Source organism: Halohasta litchfieldiae (assembly GCF_002788215.1).
Taxonomy (GTDB): Archaea; Halobacteriota; Halobacteria; order Halobacteriales; family Haloferacaceae; genus Halohasta; species Halohasta litchfieldiae.
Map to the genome: position 1 here is coordinate 2715623 of NZ_CP024845.1, position 15013 is coordinate 2730635.

Genomic DNA, 15013 nt, shown 5'->3' on the forward strand with positions numbered 1-15013 from the left:
TCACACAAATCTGAGAGTCAACTCACATGACCAATGATGATACATCCCATCTGACCCCGAGTGATGTGACCGACGAGCCGATTGACTCGACGCTGTTTATTACTGTTTCGGGGCCACCAGGCTGTGGGGCGACGACGCTCTGTAAGCGCCTCTCGGCGGCGATGGACTGTCCCTACGTCTCCGGGGGCGACATCTTCCGCGAGCTCGCCGAGGAGAAAGGGTTCAGTCTGAATCAGCAGACTGCTGCGGCCGACACGTCGGATTCAATCGACCGCGCACTCGACAACAAACTCCAGACGATTGCCGAAAAGTGGGGTGCGGCCGACAAACCGTTCATCCTCGAATCCCGGCTGGCGGGCTGGCTTGCTGGCTCCCACGCCGACCTGCGGCTCTGGTTGGATGCGCCCGACGAGGTTCGACTCGAACGGATCGACGGGCGGGTCGAAACCGAGCCCGAAATGCAGGTTCGCGAAGTCAGCGAGGCCGGTCGGTATCAGGCCTACTACGATATCGACGTCGACGACCGCGAGTTCTACGACATCCAGCTCAACACCGCCCGCTGGAGCAAAGAGGGCGTCTTCCAACTCGTGCGTGCGGCAATCGAATCCTACGATCACGACGCCGACGAGGGTGCCTTCGACACGCCGCCGGTCGAACTCTGAATCCACTTTTGACGGTCAACCCATCACAGTAGTCGCCGGCTACCGTGACTGAACTGTCTCTTTGTCCCACTCGGCAAACGGTGTGCCAGTCGACGAGCGGGCGGCGTACTCCTGTTGCATCTCCCGCACTGCCTCGGGGAACGTCAGACCCGACGTGAGCCCAGCCCGCACCTGATCGAGTTTCCACTGACTCGGCGTGAGTTGACGATCCCAGCGTGCTTCAATCGGGTCGAGATACCGGTCTATCGTGTCGTCGCTCACGCCCTGCTCACGGAGGCCGTGTCGAGCAATTTCGAACAGTTCCGCGTAGATCTTCCCGGAGTCGGTCGTCTCCTCGCCGTCGGCGGTAATCCATGCGAGGTCGGCATCGAGGCCGTTTCTGACAGCGCTGTAGAACGCCGCCTCGGCAGTCGACTGATCGAGCGTTTTGGCGGGGTGGTCAGTGAGCAGAAGCCCGCGGATAACGCCAGTAACCAGACACTGAAGCCCGATGATATCGTCGACGGTCGGCTGGGTCGGAATCGGTCGGTACTCGATACGAAGCGACTGCTCGTCGCCGTCGCCAACCGGTTGGCCGCCCGTCACCGCACGAAGCCAGCGCCAGTAGGTGCCGCGCTTGTGATCGAGTTCCCAAAAGTCGTCGGCAAACGTCTCACGCGGCCCATCTTCCAGCCACTCTCGGAGGAATGGGGCAACGGTTGGATCGTCGACTAACAGATCGATGACGTCAGTTGTGGAGTCGATTTTGTCCGGGAATTTGACCTTCTCCCATGCTCCGTTGATCGACTGCTCGAAGACATCGATCCGGAGTTCGTGGTGGGTGTCATCGAGGAGGGATTCGGGATCGTTGACATCGTAGCAATCGACAGGCAGTAGTGGGGAGTTGGTCGACAGCGCAAGGATCGGTCCAAGCGTTGCGATGGCGGCGTTGTAGGCCTCGGGAAACGTCTCCGTGTCGGGAATCTGAAGATGTGGCTGGATCGAACTCGTGAGCGACTCGACGAGAATCGTCGGGAACGAGACGTCGGCTCCCGGGACGGAAATCGAGACGCTCCCGCCGCATTTGTCGAGGATCTCGGTATCAATCGCGCTGTACCGCGGTGAATGCGCCATGTTGTTCGCAATCAGCACCCCGTCCTCGCGGTCGACATCGCCGAAGTACGACTGAGTTCCCTCCGCGGGTGGGACCGACCACATCGCATCAAGGACGATCTCGCAGTCCTCCTCGCTTGCCGCGGCCTGTGTCGACTCATAACTGGCCCGGAGTTTGTCGGCTTGGGCTTCGATGCCAGCCTCGGTCAGCGTGTCGGGCGAGGTGTTGAGTTCGGCGTTGTGCAAGCCGAGTTCCTTGGCACAGTCGGCCTCAAACACCGATTTCGGAAGCCGCGTCAGCGTTCCCTCGTCGTCGACGGCGTACACTTCGAGTTCCATGCCGATACCGAAGTCGGGCGATTCGAGGTGGCCCGCTTCGAGTGTCTCTGTGAGTCGTCGGGCCTGATCGTCGACGCGATCTTCGAACTCGGCGGCCGTCTCATCGGATCTAGATCTAGTTACGAGATCGATAAACTCGCTCCGTTTCATTTTCCTGACGGTCGCAACCCACGCCCATAGACCTGTCGCAGACGGCAGTCGACAGCCTGAGTAGCCACTGGCTACGCGACCGAGTGGAACCGTAGCTACCGGCTACCACACGTGATTATCGGGAGCGACCACGCACGATGGATACGGATTTATTTATCCGTCCTGTAGACTGAGTGTGCAGATCGTGGGCTACGATTCGTCGACGGGTGGGCTACTGGTGAGCGACAGCGATGGCCTCACCTACCGTGAACTCGACCCGGGAGCTGAACTCGAATACACTCTCGGCGAGCGCCACTGCGCCGGAACGGTTCACGACGATAGTCACATCGCCTGCGAAAACTCAGCCGCCCCCTACTGCCCGGATCACCAACACACGTGGGTTTGTGCCCGCTGTACCGGCAGCTGTCTCAAGGATGAGATGGACTGCTTCGATGATCACGCGATCTATCTCGCCGCCTTCGCACCCGACCAGTTCAAAGTCGGCGTCACCAAGGAGTGGCGGCTTGAGACGCGGCTCCGCGAGCAGGGTGCAGATCGGGCAGCCCACATCCGAACCGTCGACGATGGCCGAATCGCCCGTCGACTGGAGGCCGAGATCGCCGAGGAGATCCCGGATCGCGTGCGGGTGCCAACCAAACTGGCTGGCCTCGGCCAGTCGGTCGACGCGTCGGCGTGGCAGAATCTTCTCGACCAGTTCGATCCAATCGAGACGTTCACATTCGACTACGGGCTCGGCCTTGAGAGCCAGCCAGTCGACGAGACGATAGCGACCGGCACTGTTCGCGGGACAAAAGGGCGACTGTTAGTGGTTGATCGAGGTGGGTCGACCTACGCGGTCGATATGCGGAATTTGGTTGGCTACGAGGTCACAGACGGGCGGAGTAGTCGGGAGCTACAGTCGAGTCTCGGCTCGTTTTAACTGATAGTTAGTTGTTCGTTAACTGCCGGATGCTCCGGCTGATATCGTCGACGTTGTCGGCCTGTTTTTCATTCGCCGCAGCGATCTTCTCGATCTCGCTGGCGACAGCTTCGGTCTCGTCGACCAACTCGGTGACCATGCTGGCGACCTCCTCGGTCGAGACGGCCTGATCGTCGGTCGCGCTTGAGACCTCCTGAATACCTTCGGAGGCCTCTTGGACGGCTTGGGCGATATCTTGGAGCGTGTCCATCGCGTTTTCGACTTTGTCGATTCCTTGGTCGACCTGATGGGTAGTCTCTTCGAGGCTGGCCACCGTATCGTCGGCATCAGATTTGATCTCCTCGATCATGTTTTCGATCTCGGTGGCGTGTTCTTGGGATTCGCCGGCCAGTGATTTGACCTCGTCGGCGACGACTGCAAACCCTTCGCCCGCTTCACCGGCGCGTGCAGCCTCAATGGAGGCGTTCAGTGCGAGAATGTTCGTTTGGTCGGCGATCTCGTTGATGACTTCGACGATCTCGTCGATCTCATCGATTCGGTCCTGCAGAGTGCCGACATCGGTCGAGACGTCTTGGGTCGACTCGTCGACGCGCTGCATCACGTCGATGGCTTCGGTCGCGGCATCCCGGCCCTCCTCGGCGAGGTCTTCGGCGTTCGCGCTCGTCGCCGCAACCTCCTCGGCGGTCGAGGCAATTTCCTCGACGGTCGCCGACATATCCGAAATCTCTCGGGCGACCTCGCTCATCGAATCCGCCGAGTTGCGGGCGTGGTCGCTGATCTCGTCGGTGCTCGCTGACATTTCGTCGGCAGTCTGTTTGACCGTTTGAACGCCGGATTCGACGTCATCGGCGACGATCTGCTGTTGTTGGAGCTGTTGTTCGATCTGCTGTCGGTGCTCCAACTGGTTGAGGTGGCCCTTAATAAAGCCGAGCAGCGTCTCCACGAGGTCGTGTTCCTCGGTGAGCCATGGGCCGTCGTCCTCGGCGGGTCGATCCTCGGTGTAGACGACATCGATCACGATCCGAGTTCCGTTCTCGGTCACCGCCTCGTGGGTCAGCGGATCGGCGGTTCGTTCGAAGCCGCTCGATTCGGCAATCTGATCCCCGGCGGCGATCTGGGCCTCGGTCACGCTGGGGTACTGGAACCACTGCGGAAGCTCGCTGACGTAGGTATCGATCAGTTCTCCGATTGGTTGGCCGAGGTCGCTGAACAACTCGTTGGCGCGTGTGATCGCTGACAGCTCTTTGCTCCGCTCTTGGAGCTGTACCTTGGCGGCCGTCTCGCTGAGGTCCCTGTACTTCTCGGCCAACTGAAACTGCGTCGAGGGAAGCTCCGAGTCCGCATCCCCACCAGACTGACTCATACCAACACTGTATGAAAGCATTCCAAAATAAACTGCTGGCTCAATTATTCGACGTGATAACTAGATTTCATGATGGTGTCGACGAGCGACTCAGTTGGAGCGCGCGTGGTGACAGTCGGGGTCGGGGCGTATGGATGAACAACCGTTTTCCGTTCCCCGGTCGAACGGTGAGTCATGACAGACGACGAATCAGAGACACCGAACGGCGAGGATGAAGTCGAAGAGTCGACCGGCGCCGAGGGCGACGAGGAGAAATCCTTCCGCGAGCGCGTCGAGGAAATCCGCGAGAAACGACAGCAGGAGCGAGAAGAACGCGGCGAGGGTGGCGCACCGAATCCCGAGGAGATGATGGGCGGCGGTGGCGGCCCGGGCGGCATGGGTGGCGGTGGCGGCGGCAACCCCTTCGCACAGATGATGGGTGGCATGATGGGCGGCGGTGGCGGCCCGGGCGGCATGGGTGGCGGTCCCGGCGGTCCCGGTGGCGCTGGCGCCCCCGGCGAGGAGTCGGGCGTCGGCAACGAGGAACTCGTCCGCGAGGTTCGACAGCTCCGCGACGAAGTCCGTGATGCCAACCGCGAACTCCGCCGAATCGCTGACGCACTCGAAGACTAAGCCGAGAATCGAATCGGTTAGGTACCGTCTTCGCTTTTAGTCGATAATGGATGAGCGTTCTCCACTGCCTGCCACGAGCATCGGCAGCAGAATCTCCCGTCGCAGCGCATTGGCTGCGGCCGGGAGTCTGCTGTCGGTCTCGGTAGCTGGCTGTCTCGGTCTCCGAGAACGGGTTTCGCAGACGCTCTCTTCGACCGAACTTAGATCGCTGTGGACGAGTGATCGGACAACCGAGTACGGCGGCAACCACCACCAGTTTGCCGCGATTGATAGCGTCGACGAGCCGAGAGTCGTCGCCCCCCATAGCAGTCTCACTGGGAGTGACGACTGTGGTGTCACCGCCGCCGACGGGGCCGGCGAGTCGGCGTGGACCGAACCCATCGACCGAACCCACTGCACCCCACACGCAGTCGGTGATATCGGCACTGGCGTTCGTGACGGCGGTCGTGAGGTGTTCACCAGCACCGAAAACGGCGAACTGCTGGGATTCGACGCAGTAAGCGGCGACCAAACACTCGACGCCACCGTACTCGACTCGATTGGCTACACCGCGCCCGTCGTCGGCGATTTTATTGGATCGAACCACGTTGTCGCCGCCGATTTCGAGGGGTTGATCGTCGCCATCAGCCCAGAGTCCGAGGTCGTCTGGAGCCACGATATCGACACGCGAATCAGTACATCGCCGATTCTCACGGACCTCACAGGCGACAGTGAGCAGGTTCTCGCCATCGCCCACGGTCGACGAAGCGATTCGGGAGTGTCGGTGTTCGGAGCCAGCGGCCAGCGGCAGTGGACCGAGCCGGTCGACGCAACGCCGCGGTCGTTCACGACGGTCACGGACGGCAGCGACCAACTGCTCGCGGTCGGCACCAGAGAGACCGCAGTCTGTATCGATGCGAACGGTGAGACCCAATGGACGACCCCGTTTGGAGAGGTGGTTTCTGTCGGCGACAGTCACGACGACCAGCTCCTCGTTGCGGTGAACGATGGTCTCCTGCGGTCGCTATCGGTCGCTGATGGGACCGTCAGTTGGGAGCAATCGCTGGTCGACGGCGACGAGACCCGGCTCAACGCGCCGGTCGTCGGTGATCCGTTCGGTGATGGAACTCCCACAATCGCCGCGACGACCTACACCGGGGCAGTCGTCCTGCTGGATACGGCGGGCGAGATCATTGTCCGTCACGAAGGCGACGACTCGATTCACGTCTCACCACAGTTTGTGGATCTCACCGGCGACGGGAGCGACGACCTCGTGAGTATGGATGGTCACGGTCGACTGAGCGCCTTCGACGTTGGCGACACAGCATAGCGGTCCGGAACACCTAACCGACCGCCGCGTCCCCGTTAGGCTGATGAGCATCGCTGAGGAGCGAATCGATATTCTGTTCGATCTCGCCAAGGAACGAACCTCCGCTGGCGAGTTCGACCGCTCGCGGGAGTATATTCGGCTGGCTCGCCGGATTTCCGAGCGAAACCGTTGTGGGCTCCCCCGTGAGTTCAAACGGTTTACCTGCAAGCAGTGCGACGTCGCGCTCCGCCCCGGTGTCAACGCCCGGGTGCGACTCAACAACGGCCACGTCGTCGTTCGGTGTGACTGTGGCGCAACCCAGCGCTATCCGTATGAATAGTCGACTACGATTGCCACGAAATCAGGACGCTCTCATCGGACCGAATCTAGGCTTCTTCGTTTTCAGTCGAAGATACATCGTCTCCCGCTTGGGTTCTTCGGGGCTCTGGGAGCCATCAGTCCCGAGCAAACCATAATCGAGCGGCAACTCCTCACGCTGCAGCCTCGACAAGAGAAAGGTGACTATCCGGTCAGATGTACGATGTAGCTGGGCAAAACTGCTATTGGAACCTGCGGCAACTCATTAACGCAATAGTATGGGCGAGATAGATCGGCGAGGGTCCAGTGGCTACACACACAGTCGACCATCAGTGCTCACTCGCGTGAGTGAAACGTACCACGCGGTTCGGACGGTACGGAACCGTGCGGGGATGTATCTCCGACGGCGGCTTCGGCCAGCCTCGGCTACTCCCGTCGACGAACGGAAGTTGGGGGCGATCCTCGACCGCTACAGCGATGACACCGTCTTCGTTCACATCGGGCTCAGCGACATCAATGCCGCCGTCGAGGGCAACCCGTTCGAATTCGTGCTGCAAGCCCTCGATAGCCGGTTCGACAGCATCATGGCCCCCGGCTTTACCCCCTCGTTTCGGAAAGACGATGGACGGGTCTACCACAAACAATTTTGTGCCCCACGGTTCGGGACGTTCTCGAAGCTGTTTCACGCTGCGGCTGACTACCGAACGGACGATGCGACCAACTCGATTTTGGTCCGTGGTCCCTCCCGCTTCGAGGACTGTGACCACCACGATAGCTGGGCCGAAACGGGCTGTTTTGGCCTGCTCGACCAAGAGAACGTTCGCTACCTGAATATCGGTACTGACTGGCTCACCGCCTCACAGCTCCATTATATCGAGTGCTACTTCGATGTGCCCTATGTTCGAACGGCTGCGTACGACGGCATCCTGTATCACGACGAGACCAACCACGAGCAGATTACCCAGCGGAGTCACGAGTACCGTAGGCCAGTGACGTGGAACCGAGCCAAAATCAGTGCGTATCTCGCAAGCGAGGGTGTTCTCGACCGGTATAATTGCAACGGGCTCCGGCTGTTCGCGTTCAACGCCCGTGAGATGCGTGAGGCACTCGCCCCGAAGATCGCCGGGGACCCATACTATCTGGTTACCTGACTGTCGACGGGCAGAGTACGCTGTGCGGATTCGACTGTGTGACTGCCTCACAGGCCGCGAAACCGCGAGATCCCATCGAAGGCTTTATTCGGGGCTGTGGCCTTCGACTCGATAAGTAACCATGGGAGAGAAACCTGCCTCGATGTACAGGGATATCGACAAGCCCTCGTACACACGACGTGACTACATCACCGGTATTCCGCAGTCGAAGGTCGCACAGCACAGCATGGGAGACCTCCAGGCCGATCCCGACGACTACCCCGTCCAGATCAGCCTCGTCTCCGAAGAGGCCGTTCAGCTCCGCCACGGCTCCCTTGAGTCCTCGCGGCTCTCGGCCAACCGCCACCTGCTGAAAACTCTCGGTGAGGGCAACTACAAGATGCTGCTTCGGAAGTTCCCTCACCAGATCCTTCGGGAAAACAAACAGGCAACCGGCGCGGGTGCCGACCGTGTTTCCGACGGAATGCGCCAGTCGTTCGGTAAAATCGTCGGCACGGCCGCCCGCATGGGTGCCGACGAGCCGATCTTCACGGCCTACTGTACCGCCGAGCAGGCCCCAGTCGTCAAGGAAGCGTTCCGACGCGCCTACAACAAGATCTCGCCGCCGTGCCGCATCGTTGTCGAGCGTGGCGAAGATCTCCTCGTCTCGTAAACTGAATCGAATCACCACCACTTTTGCAGTCTCCCCCTAATCACCAGCGTATGCTCCGGCTCGCGGTCTCGACCAGCTCCGAAACCTTCGACCGAATACGCGAGCCACTCGCTGATCGCGGCATCGAAATCGGCCATCTACAGGCCAAAGAGCGGTTGATTCAGCTCACTGGCCGCGAGCCAGTCGACCCCACAGCCGAGTTCGATGTCGGTTTTGTTTATCCCGGTCGACTGATGGAGGGCGCAGCCATCGACGCGGTCCACGACCTCCCGTGGGTCAATAGCCGCGAGTCAGTCCTCACCTCTCGAAACAAAGGTGGCGTCATCGCGGCCCTCGATGCCGCCAACCTGCCGGTTCCCGAGAGCGTCATGCTCTCGAACCCGGTCGATGAGTCAGTCGTCACCGACGCAGTGGGCGACCTCTCGTTTCCAGTCGTCATCAAACCCAACTCCGCGACTCGGGGGGTCGGCGTCGCAAAGGCGGCCGATATGGATAGCCTGCTTGGGATCGTCGACTACCTCAACCTCATCCACGATTTCCGGTCGACCGGCGACAAATCCTATCTGATTCAGGAGTACCTACCGGATGCTCGGGACTACCGCGTGATGGTCGTGGATGGCGACTGTGTGGGAGCCGTTGAGCGTCGACTGCCCGAGAAACTCGCAGATGGTCGGTGGAAACACAACGTCCACCGCGGTGCGGAGGCGACTGGGATTGAACTGCCCGCCGAGCATCAGCAGCTTGCTGAGCAGGTTGCTGAGGTGCTTGGAATCTCGTATCTGGGTGTCGACCTGCTCGAAACTCCTGACCGACTCGTGGTCAACGAAACCAATGCCCGGCCAACCGTGGATGCAGCGACCAAGTACGACGAGGACTTCTATGATCGGCTGGCTACGCTTATCAACCGAACCGCGAACACAGCGTAGCGACCCTGTATTCACCGATTGTAGTACTCAAATCGTCGCGAACCGAAGCCGGAGCCGCAGCGGCGAAATCACACACTGGCTCGATGGCAGGCAGTTGTTCGGAGTGGTCTCTCTATGCCGTTTTTGAAAGATGAAGCTATCTGGACACGAGATGTGTACTGAGTAGATGTACTTGGAAAGTAGAGGTTTGTTCTCCCTCACGCAAAGTTAGCACCATACAATCGGATGGAAACATGTATGACAAAATTCTCGTTCCAACAGATGGAAGCAATGCCGCAAAAAAAGCCGTTGCAGAAGGAATCGCTCTTGCCAAGCGGTTCAACGCATCTCTCCACGCCATCTATGTTATCGAATACAACAATCACCCCGACAGGGTCAAATCCGAACTTTCCACCGAGTTAGCTACCCAGGGAAAACGAGTGCTCGGCGATGTCTCCGCCAGAGCCGATGATAAAGAGGTCGACATCACGACCCAGGTCATCGAACCCGGCCAGCCAGTGCATCAGGAAATCATCGAGTATGGCACCGAACACGATGTCGACGTGGTGGTAATGGGAACCCACGGACGGACTGGACTGAACCGCCTGGTTCTTGGCAGCGTCGCCGAGCGAACGCTCCGGATCTCGCCGATACCGGTTCTCACCGTCCACGAAGCGTCCGATATCGTCTCGGAGTTCGAAACGATACTCCTACCGACCGATGGCAGTAAGACGGCCACTACAGCCGCAACACACGCGATACAACTCGCGGTAATGACTGATGCGACGCTCCACGTCGTTCACGCTGTCGACCTCACGATTATCGCGGGTGAGTACGGCAGTGGCAAAGTACTGGACTCATTGGAGACCGCAGGCCAACAGGCAGTCGACACCGTCATCGAACGCGCCACTGACGCGGGTGTCCAGTCGGTTGAGGCATCTATCCTGAGTGGGTCTCCCTCCAGAGCAATCGCCGACTACGCTGCTGATCGCGATGTCGACCTCGTCGTGATGGGAACGCATGGTCGAAGCGGTCTTGAGAGGTTCCTCATCGGGAGTGTGACCGAGAAAGTCGTCCGTCTCGCCGAGATGCCGGTGTTGTCGGTGTCGCCCTCAAAGTAGGACGTAGTGGGACACTGCCACGACAGTTACTCAGAGTACGAAACTGACCGCCACCCACTAATGAACTGCCACACCGTTCGATCATAGAGGTCGACGACGCATTCGACACCGTCTCGGAGGTTTGATTTCCGACCTCCTCATCGAACCAACTCGATATCACGATGATTGTGCTCCTGATTATCGGGGTGGGTGTCCTGCTTCCCGTGCTCATGATGGGGATGTGATTTGGTAGCATGATAGAGATGTGATTTGGTGGCATGATGGGTCAGTATGAAACAACCGACGGTCGACAAAAGATTGAACGAGCACAATATAGAAAACCCAACTGGGTGAGGCTATAGCGATTGTTTGTATTTCTTTTTTAAGTGTTCGAGAACTGTTCGAGAGTCGACTGACGGGGAGAGTTAGGTTGCTGGATGACGCCTCTTGAGACATGCTCTCACGAGTTCTTGTGCCGATGGATGATTCCGACCATGCCGCTGAAGCCCTCGAATACGCTCTTGACAACCATCCTGAAGCCGATGTTACCGTCTTACACGTCGTCGGCGTCCCATCGATGATGATGGGTGATGTAGTGGCTCTCGCTCTCGATGAGGATATCAGTGAGGCTGCCGCTGACCGTGCCGAGCCAGCGTTCGAACGCGCCCGTGAGATCGGCGACGAGCGTGATCGGGAAATCAAAACGGTGGTCGGCATCGGCCACCCTACCCGAAATATTCTCGACCGAGCTGAGGACTACGATACGATTGTGGTTGGTGCCCACGGTGCAGATTGGAGTCGTGCGTCGCGACAGTTTCTTGTCGGAAACGTGGCTGAGACAGTGTCTAAACGGGCTCCAATTCCCGTAATCATCGTCCGCTGACCGTTGGCTCACTAGCGTAGTGTCGTCGACACCGGTTCACCGAGACAGATCGGTTGGGATCACGGTCGACGTTGTCGAGGCGAGTGCCACTGAGGAGGGGATTCGCCGCCACATACAGCGGGAGGAACACGATGGTGGGATGGAGACTGTGGCTGTCGAAGAAATCGAATAGGCTGAACTCGCTATGGAGGGTCGATACCAGACAGTGGATTCGACGTCGACGCTCTAGAGGGGAGCAACCCTTCAGTATCTCATTTTCGGAGGTTTTCGGAGCGGAGTTCACCTTTGGCGTACCACGTCCGAGGACGAATGGCAGTACCAACCGCGCCAAGGTAGAATACGGCCACAGTAGCGACGACAACCCAACCCGGGATCATCCCAACTGCTGCAGTTGCGGTCAGCGACTCTGGAGAGAACGCTGTGATTCGAACCAGCCACGCAGCGATCAAGATCGTGAACAGCGGCAGGTAGACTCGTCGGAGACGGTGGGCAATGGCTTCTTCAGCACTGGTTTTGATCGTTGGCTCCCGATAATCCTGACTGAGTTTTTGACGCCAATCGGGGTCGACTAATCCGGCGGAGGGGTCAAGCCCATAGGCAAAGACGTTCTCTTGGAGCTTCCTGACCCTGCTTCGCCAGATATCGTATCCGCGATACCGTCGCGCTTCGAGTTCAGCGCGAGTCCGTGTCTCATCATCGGCGTCTGGTGTCTGTTTGGGTTCCGTACTCATGTTGTTACTCCGTTTTGCGGATGTAGTGCGTGAAGACGTCGACACCCTCATTTTGGTCGACGAGATCGCCGAGAAAATCGACCGTGAACGGTCGACTGCCTATCGCTCAGTCCAGCGGCTGATGCAAGCCGGGTTCATACAGAAACAACAGGTCAACTACGATCACGGTGGCTACTACCATGTGTATCGCCCACGAGATGGTGACGAAATCGCCCAAGAGATGCAGCGAATGCTCAACGACTGGTACGCACAGATGGACAGCTCATCGGCGAGTTCAGCGACAAGTACGCGACCGAACCCAGTATGGAAACCTAATTTGTTTCGTGATTTGTCTCAGATAGCAGTACTCAATTCTTTTCGGCCGCTTAGTTCGTCCGGAACGAGCCGGTAGAATTCGAACTGAACGTCTCGTGGCGGGCGTCCGAATATGTCGACAAGCGGAATGTGAACTCGTTCGAGCCCCTGAAGCGTTTCAGTGGCAATTGACTCAGTAGTCGTTTCTTCGAGCCGCCCGCCAGCGATAACGCTCTGCCACATGTCGTTTTGCTGTCCATAGGTCACGAACGTCACAGCACGGTCGGCGAGGTTTCCCTTCTCACTATAGTAACCGTTAGAATTATCAGCCCGTTGTATGTAGTAGGCAGTAATGGCACACCTCGAAGAGACCGGGCTCGACGAACTCCATAAAGCACTCGAAGAAGTCGAGGGGAAACGACCGGCACAACGGCTATTAACGGCAATTGCGTACAAAAACGGGATTAGCCAAACCGAGCTTGCAGAATGGAACGACACGGGCCGGCGAACGATCTACAGTTGGCTCAAACGACTCAATACAGATGAACCGCTTTCGGAAGCAGTTACAGATGATCATCGTTCTGGTAGAAATCGAAAATTATCGGATAAACATCTCGAAAAATTTCGTGAAACCGTCCGAGATCCTCCGGCTGAAGCTGGATACGATGAACCAGCTTGGACAACATCACTTGCCCGGCACCATCTCAAGGAAACCTACGACGTCGAGTACTCGATTCCGAGCTGTCGGCGCCTCCTCAAGGAAGCGGGTCTTAGCTATCAGAAACCGCGGCCGTCGAACGCCAAAGCCGAGCCGGAAGACCGCGAGGAGTTCGACGAAACCCTCAAAAAAACCGCCGGGAGCTGGACGCTACAGTCGTCTGTATCGATCAGAAGAAGACATCGGTGAATGGCGATTCAACGCAGGCCTGGTTTCGACGAAATTCACGGCCTAGCGTCGAACTATCAGGCCTTCGAGACTGGACGTGTTTACTTGGTGCTGTCACTGACGATGGCCGGTCGTTTTTCTCACGATTTCCTGAATATGTGACCGCCGAACACGCCAAACATTTCATTTTAGCAGTATATGATGAATTCGAAGAGGATTTGATCGTTGTACTGGATGGAGCGTCGTACTTTCGGGCGTCGGCCGTCACCGAACTTGCGGAGCGTGATGGACTCGAATTCGTTCGATTGCCGGCGTATCGTCCTGACCTTAATCCGGTCGAAGAGTGCTGGAGACAGCTCGAATCGGCGTTGGGCAATCGCTACTTCGAGTCAATGAATGAACTCACGACCACCATCGATGCCGCCCTCCATCAACTAAGCCTACCTGAAGTGAGTAATTATATCTAACGGTTACTATAGCTGCATCGACAGCAAGTCGAAAGTAGAACGTCGACTCCGTTGGATCGTAGCCGTAGGAGACCGGCATCGAATGGGGGCGTTCGTCGCCCGTCGTACTGAGCGACATGACACCGGTTCCGCCATCTTCGAGAAACGAATCTCGCTCCGCGTCGTCCATCGCTGTTGCATCGGGGTCACTCATATACGGTGCTACGGCTGGCAGGGTCAAAAGTACGCTCCCGAACGAATCGAAACAGAGCCTGCTTGAGTGCTACGAGAACGTGTCGACCGCGAGAATCCGACCGGTACCGTCGAAGCGGAAGACGTCGATGAACGAGAATAGTTCAGTGTCGTCGGCATCGAACAGGCGACCGTAGGCCGCGAGGCTCGCAGTCGATTCGAGGAGATTTTGGACGCTGTGTGTCGTTTCGGTTTGCGGTCGACCTGACTGCATGAACTCGACGAACGCCTCGCGACCGTCGAAACTCCGGTCGGGGCGGTGCTGGACGAACTCGGGATGGAGAATCGACCGCAGGGTTTCGTACTCATCTTCATCGAGACACCGATAGTATTCAGAAACAAGCGTCGACTGGTCCATACGTGTCGGTCGGGTGGGTCGACAAAGAGCGTTATCCCCACCCTCTACCTGTCCGACCTGTAAACGCGCTGTTTTTAGCGATCCCGACCGGAGATGGGGTACTGTGGACCTGCATATCCGGTACGAGGGCGACGACGACCCACAGAAATGTACGGCCCGAAAGCTGTCGAAGTTCGACCTCGCCGAACTCCACCGTAACCACCGGGCCACACCCTATGGGATCGTCCTCAACCCGCATGCCGACCAGGCGCTCTCGCCGGTCGACCGCTCGGTTGCCAGCGACGGCGCACTCGTCGCCTTAGACTGTTCGTGGGAATCGGCGGGCGAGGCCCAATTTTCCTTGGCTGGCGACCACCGCGCGCTGCCGTATCTGGTCGCCGCGAACCCCGTGAACTTCGGTCGACCGATGCAACTCACAACTGTCGAAGCACTGGCCGCGGCCCTCTGTATTTTCGGCGAGCGCGAGCAGGCCGAAGCAATTCTGTCGAAGTTCACGTGGGGCGAGACGTTCCTCGAACTTAACGACGAACCGCTCCGCCGGTATGCCGACTGCGAGGACTCGACCGAGATCGTCGCCGTTCAGCAGGAGTATCTCGACCGGTAACTGTGATC

17 protein-coding genes and 4 pseudogenes are annotated in these 15013 nt (G+C 58.5%); 15 read left to right on the top strand and 6 right to left on the bottom strand.

The features are described from left to right. Nucleotides 1-26 precede the first annotated feature (26 nt). Entirely contained in the window at nucleotides 27-662 is a 636-nt protein-coding gene (cmk, locus tag HALTADL_RS13690) for a (d)CMP kinase (protein ID WP_089673194.1), read from the top strand. Nucleotides 663-701: 39 nt separating this feature from the next. Here the strand turns inward: cmk and HALTADL_RS13695 are convergent, their stop codons facing one another. After that, nucleotides 702-2243, bottom strand: a complete 1542-nt coding sequence (locus HALTADL_RS13695) for a hypothetical protein (RefSeq protein ID WP_089673195.1) — start codon at nucleotides 2241-2243, stop codon at nucleotides 702-704. 175 nt (nucleotides 2244-2418) lie between these two features. On the opposite strand from HALTADL_RS13695, the gene HALTADL_RS13700 reads away from it, so the two are divergent. After that, nucleotides 2419-3162, top strand: coding sequence for a DUF2797 domain-containing protein (locus tag HALTADL_RS13700; RefSeq protein WP_089673196.1), 744 nt, complete (start codon nucleotides 2419-2421; stop codon nucleotides 3160-3162). A 7-nt stretch (nucleotides 3163-3169) separates the two neighbouring features. Here HALTADL_RS13700 and HALTADL_RS13705 read toward each other — a convergent pair whose 3' ends face one another. Further along, nucleotides 3170-4525 (bottom strand): methyl-accepting chemotaxis protein, encoded by a 1356-nt coding sequence (locus HALTADL_RS13705; protein ID WP_089673197.1) that lies wholly within the window; start codon nucleotides 4523-4525, stop codon nucleotides 3170-3172. A 174-nt stretch (nucleotides 4526-4699) separates the two neighbouring features. Here HALTADL_RS13705 and HALTADL_RS13710 point away from each other — a divergent pair, with 174 nt between their 5' ends. The 10 genes from HALTADL_RS13710 to HALTADL_RS17450 all read left to right on the top strand — a co-directional run bounded on the left by HALTADL_RS13710 (nucleotide 4700) and on the right by HALTADL_RS17450 (nucleotide 11606). Beyond that, nucleotides 4700-5137, top strand: coding sequence for a hypothetical protein (locus HALTADL_RS13710; protein ID WP_089673198.1), 438 nt, complete (start codon nucleotides 4700-4702; stop codon nucleotides 5135-5137). A gap of 46 nt (nucleotides 5138-5183) precedes the next feature. Next, nucleotides 5184-6446: an outer membrane protein assembly factor BamB family protein gene (locus tag HALTADL_RS13715; protein ID WP_089673199.1), complete on the top strand. Its 1263-nt coding sequence runs from the start codon at nucleotides 5184-5186 to the stop codon at nucleotides 6444-6446. 43 nt (nucleotides 6447-6489) lie between these two features. Then, nucleotides 6490-6765, top strand: coding sequence for a ribonuclease P protein component 4 (locus tag HALTADL_RS13720; protein WP_089673200.1), 276 nt, complete (start codon nucleotides 6490-6492; stop codon nucleotides 6763-6765). Nucleotides 6766-7087: 322 nt separating this feature from the next. Further along, nucleotides 7088-7894, top strand: a complete 807-nt coding sequence (locus HALTADL_RS13725; protein ID WP_162551736.1) for an AAC(3) family N-acetyltransferase — start codon at nucleotides 7088-7090, stop codon at nucleotides 7892-7894. A 121-nt stretch (nucleotides 7895-8015) separates the two neighbouring features. Then, a complete protein-coding gene (locus HALTADL_RS13730) occupies nucleotides 8016-8546 on the top strand; it encodes a 50S ribosomal protein L16 (RefSeq protein ID WP_089673202.1) in 531 nt (176 codons plus the stop codon). A gap of 50 nt (nucleotides 8547-8596) precedes the next feature. Continuing rightward, the gene (locus HALTADL_RS13735; protein WP_089673203.1) at nucleotides 8597-9472 is read left to right on the top strand and encodes an ATP-grasp domain-containing protein; all 876 of its coding nucleotides are present in this window, start codon (nucleotides 8597-8599) and stop codon (nucleotides 9470-9472) included. Between the two features lie 17 nt (nucleotides 9473-9489). Then, entirely contained in the window at nucleotides 9490-9606 is a 117-nt protein-coding gene (locus HALTADL_RS18075) for a hypothetical protein (RefSeq protein ID WP_394327361.1), read from the top strand. A gap of 99 nt (nucleotides 9607-9705) precedes the next feature. After that, on the top strand, nucleotides 9706-10572 hold the full coding sequence (locus HALTADL_RS13745; RefSeq protein ID WP_089673204.1) for a universal stress protein: 867 nt from the start codon (nucleotides 9706-9708) through the stop codon (nucleotides 10570-10572). A 433-nt stretch (nucleotides 10573-11005) separates the two neighbouring features. Beyond that, nucleotides 11006-11434: a universal stress protein gene (locus HALTADL_RS13750; protein ID WP_089673205.1), complete on the top strand. Its 429-nt coding sequence runs from the start codon at nucleotides 11006-11008 to the stop codon at nucleotides 11432-11434. A gap of 19 nt (nucleotides 11435-11453) precedes the next feature. Beyond that, on the top strand, nucleotides 11454-11606 hold the full coding sequence (locus tag HALTADL_RS17450; RefSeq protein WP_162551737.1) for a hypothetical protein: 153 nt from the start codon (nucleotides 11454-11456) through the stop codon (nucleotides 11604-11606). A gap of 79 nt (nucleotides 11607-11685) precedes the next feature. On the opposite strand, the pseudogene HALTADL_RS13755 reads toward HALTADL_RS17450, so the two are convergent. Then, nucleotides 11686-12105, bottom strand: a pseudogene (locus tag HALTADL_RS13755) (DUF2270 domain-containing protein); the annotation flags it as partial. Between the two features lie 58 nt (nucleotides 12106-12163). On the opposite strand from HALTADL_RS13755, the pseudogene HALTADL_RS13760 reads away from it, so the two are divergent. Beyond that, a pseudogene (locus tag HALTADL_RS13760) lies at nucleotides 12164-12480 on the top strand (helix-turn-helix domain-containing protein). 18 nt (nucleotides 12481-12498) lie between these two features. Here HALTADL_RS13760 and HALTADL_RS13765 read toward each other — a convergent pair. Beyond that, nucleotides 12499-12759 (bottom strand): annotated as a pseudogene (locus HALTADL_RS13765) (pyridoxamine 5'-phosphate oxidase family protein); the annotation flags it as partial. A gap of 52 nt (nucleotides 12760-12811) precedes the next feature. Between HALTADL_RS13765 and HALTADL_RS13770 the strand changes: the two are divergent. Then, nucleotides 12812-13812 (top strand): IS630-like element ISHli10 family transposase gene (locus HALTADL_RS13770; RefSeq protein ID WP_076611135.1). Its coding sequence is split into 2 segments (ribosomal slippage): nucleotides 12812-13304 and nucleotides 13304-13812, totalling 1002 coding nucleotides; the frame shifts between segments, so codons are not numbered across the junction. 19 nt (nucleotides 13813-13831) lie between these two features. Here HALTADL_RS13770 and HALTADL_RS13775 read toward each other — a convergent pair. Next, nucleotides 13832-14005, bottom strand: a pseudogene (locus tag HALTADL_RS13775) (pyridoxamine 5'-phosphate oxidase family protein); the annotation flags it as partial. Nucleotides 14006-14074: 69 nt separating this feature from the next. Then, nucleotides 14075-14401 carry a nuclear transport factor 2 family protein gene (locus tag HALTADL_RS13780; RefSeq protein ID WP_089673208.1) on the bottom strand — a complete coding sequence of 109 codons (327 nt, stop codon included), beginning with the start codon at nucleotides 14399-14401 and terminating at the stop codon, nucleotides 14075-14077. A gap of 103 nt (nucleotides 14402-14504) precedes the next feature. On the opposite strand from HALTADL_RS13780, the gene HALTADL_RS13785 reads away from it, so the two are divergent. Further along, complete coding sequence (locus HALTADL_RS13785) at nucleotides 14505-15005, top strand: DUF367 family protein (protein WP_089673209.1); 501 nt, start codon at nucleotides 14505-14507, stop codon at nucleotides 15003-15005. The last annotated feature ends 8 nt before the right edge of the window (nucleotides 15006-15013 follow it).

Bases quoted from the DNA above. Each gene is read 5' to 3' on its own strand.
- HALTADL_RS13695 (WP_089673195.1), bottom strand. From the start codon at position 2,243: ATGAAACGGAGCGAGTTTATCGATCTCGTAACTAGATCTAGATCCGAT.
- HALTADL_RS13745 (WP_089673204.1), top strand. From the start codon at position 9,706: ATGTATGACAAAATTCTCGTTCCAACAGATGGAAGCAATGCCGCAAAA.
- HALTADL_RS13730 (WP_089673202.1), top strand. From the start codon at position 8,016: ATGGGAGAGAAACCTGCCTCGATGTACAGGGATATCGACAAGCCCTCG.
- HALTADL_RS13750 (WP_089673205.1), top strand. From the start codon at position 11,006: ATGCTCTCACGAGTTCTTGTGCCGATGGATGATTCCGACCATGCCGCT.
- HALTADL_RS13705 (WP_089673197.1), bottom strand. From the start codon at position 4,525: ATGAGTCAGTCTGGTGGGGATGCGGACTCGGAGCTTCCCTCGACGCAG.
- HALTADL_RS13710 (WP_089673198.1), top strand. From the start codon at position 4,700: ATGACAGACGACGAATCAGAGACACCGAACGGCGAGGATGAAGTCGAA.
- HALTADL_RS13720 (WP_089673200.1), top strand. From the start codon at position 6,490: ATGAGCATCGCTGAGGAGCGAATCGATATTCTGTTCGATCTCGCCAAG.
- HALTADL_RS13735 (WP_089673203.1), top strand. From the start codon at position 8,597: ATGCTCCGGCTCGCGGTCTCGACCAGCTCCGAAACCTTCGACCGAATA.
- HALTADL_RS13715 (WP_089673199.1), top strand. From the start codon at position 5,184: ATGGATGAGCGTTCTCCACTGCCTGCCACGAGCATCGGCAGCAGAATC.
- cmk (WP_089673194.1), top strand. From the start codon at position 27: ATGACCAATGATGATACATCCCATCTGACCCCGAGTGATGTGACCGAC.
- HALTADL_RS13780 (WP_089673208.1), bottom strand. From the start codon at position 14,401: ATGGACCAGTCGACGCTTGTTTCTGAATACTATCGGTGTCTCGATGAA.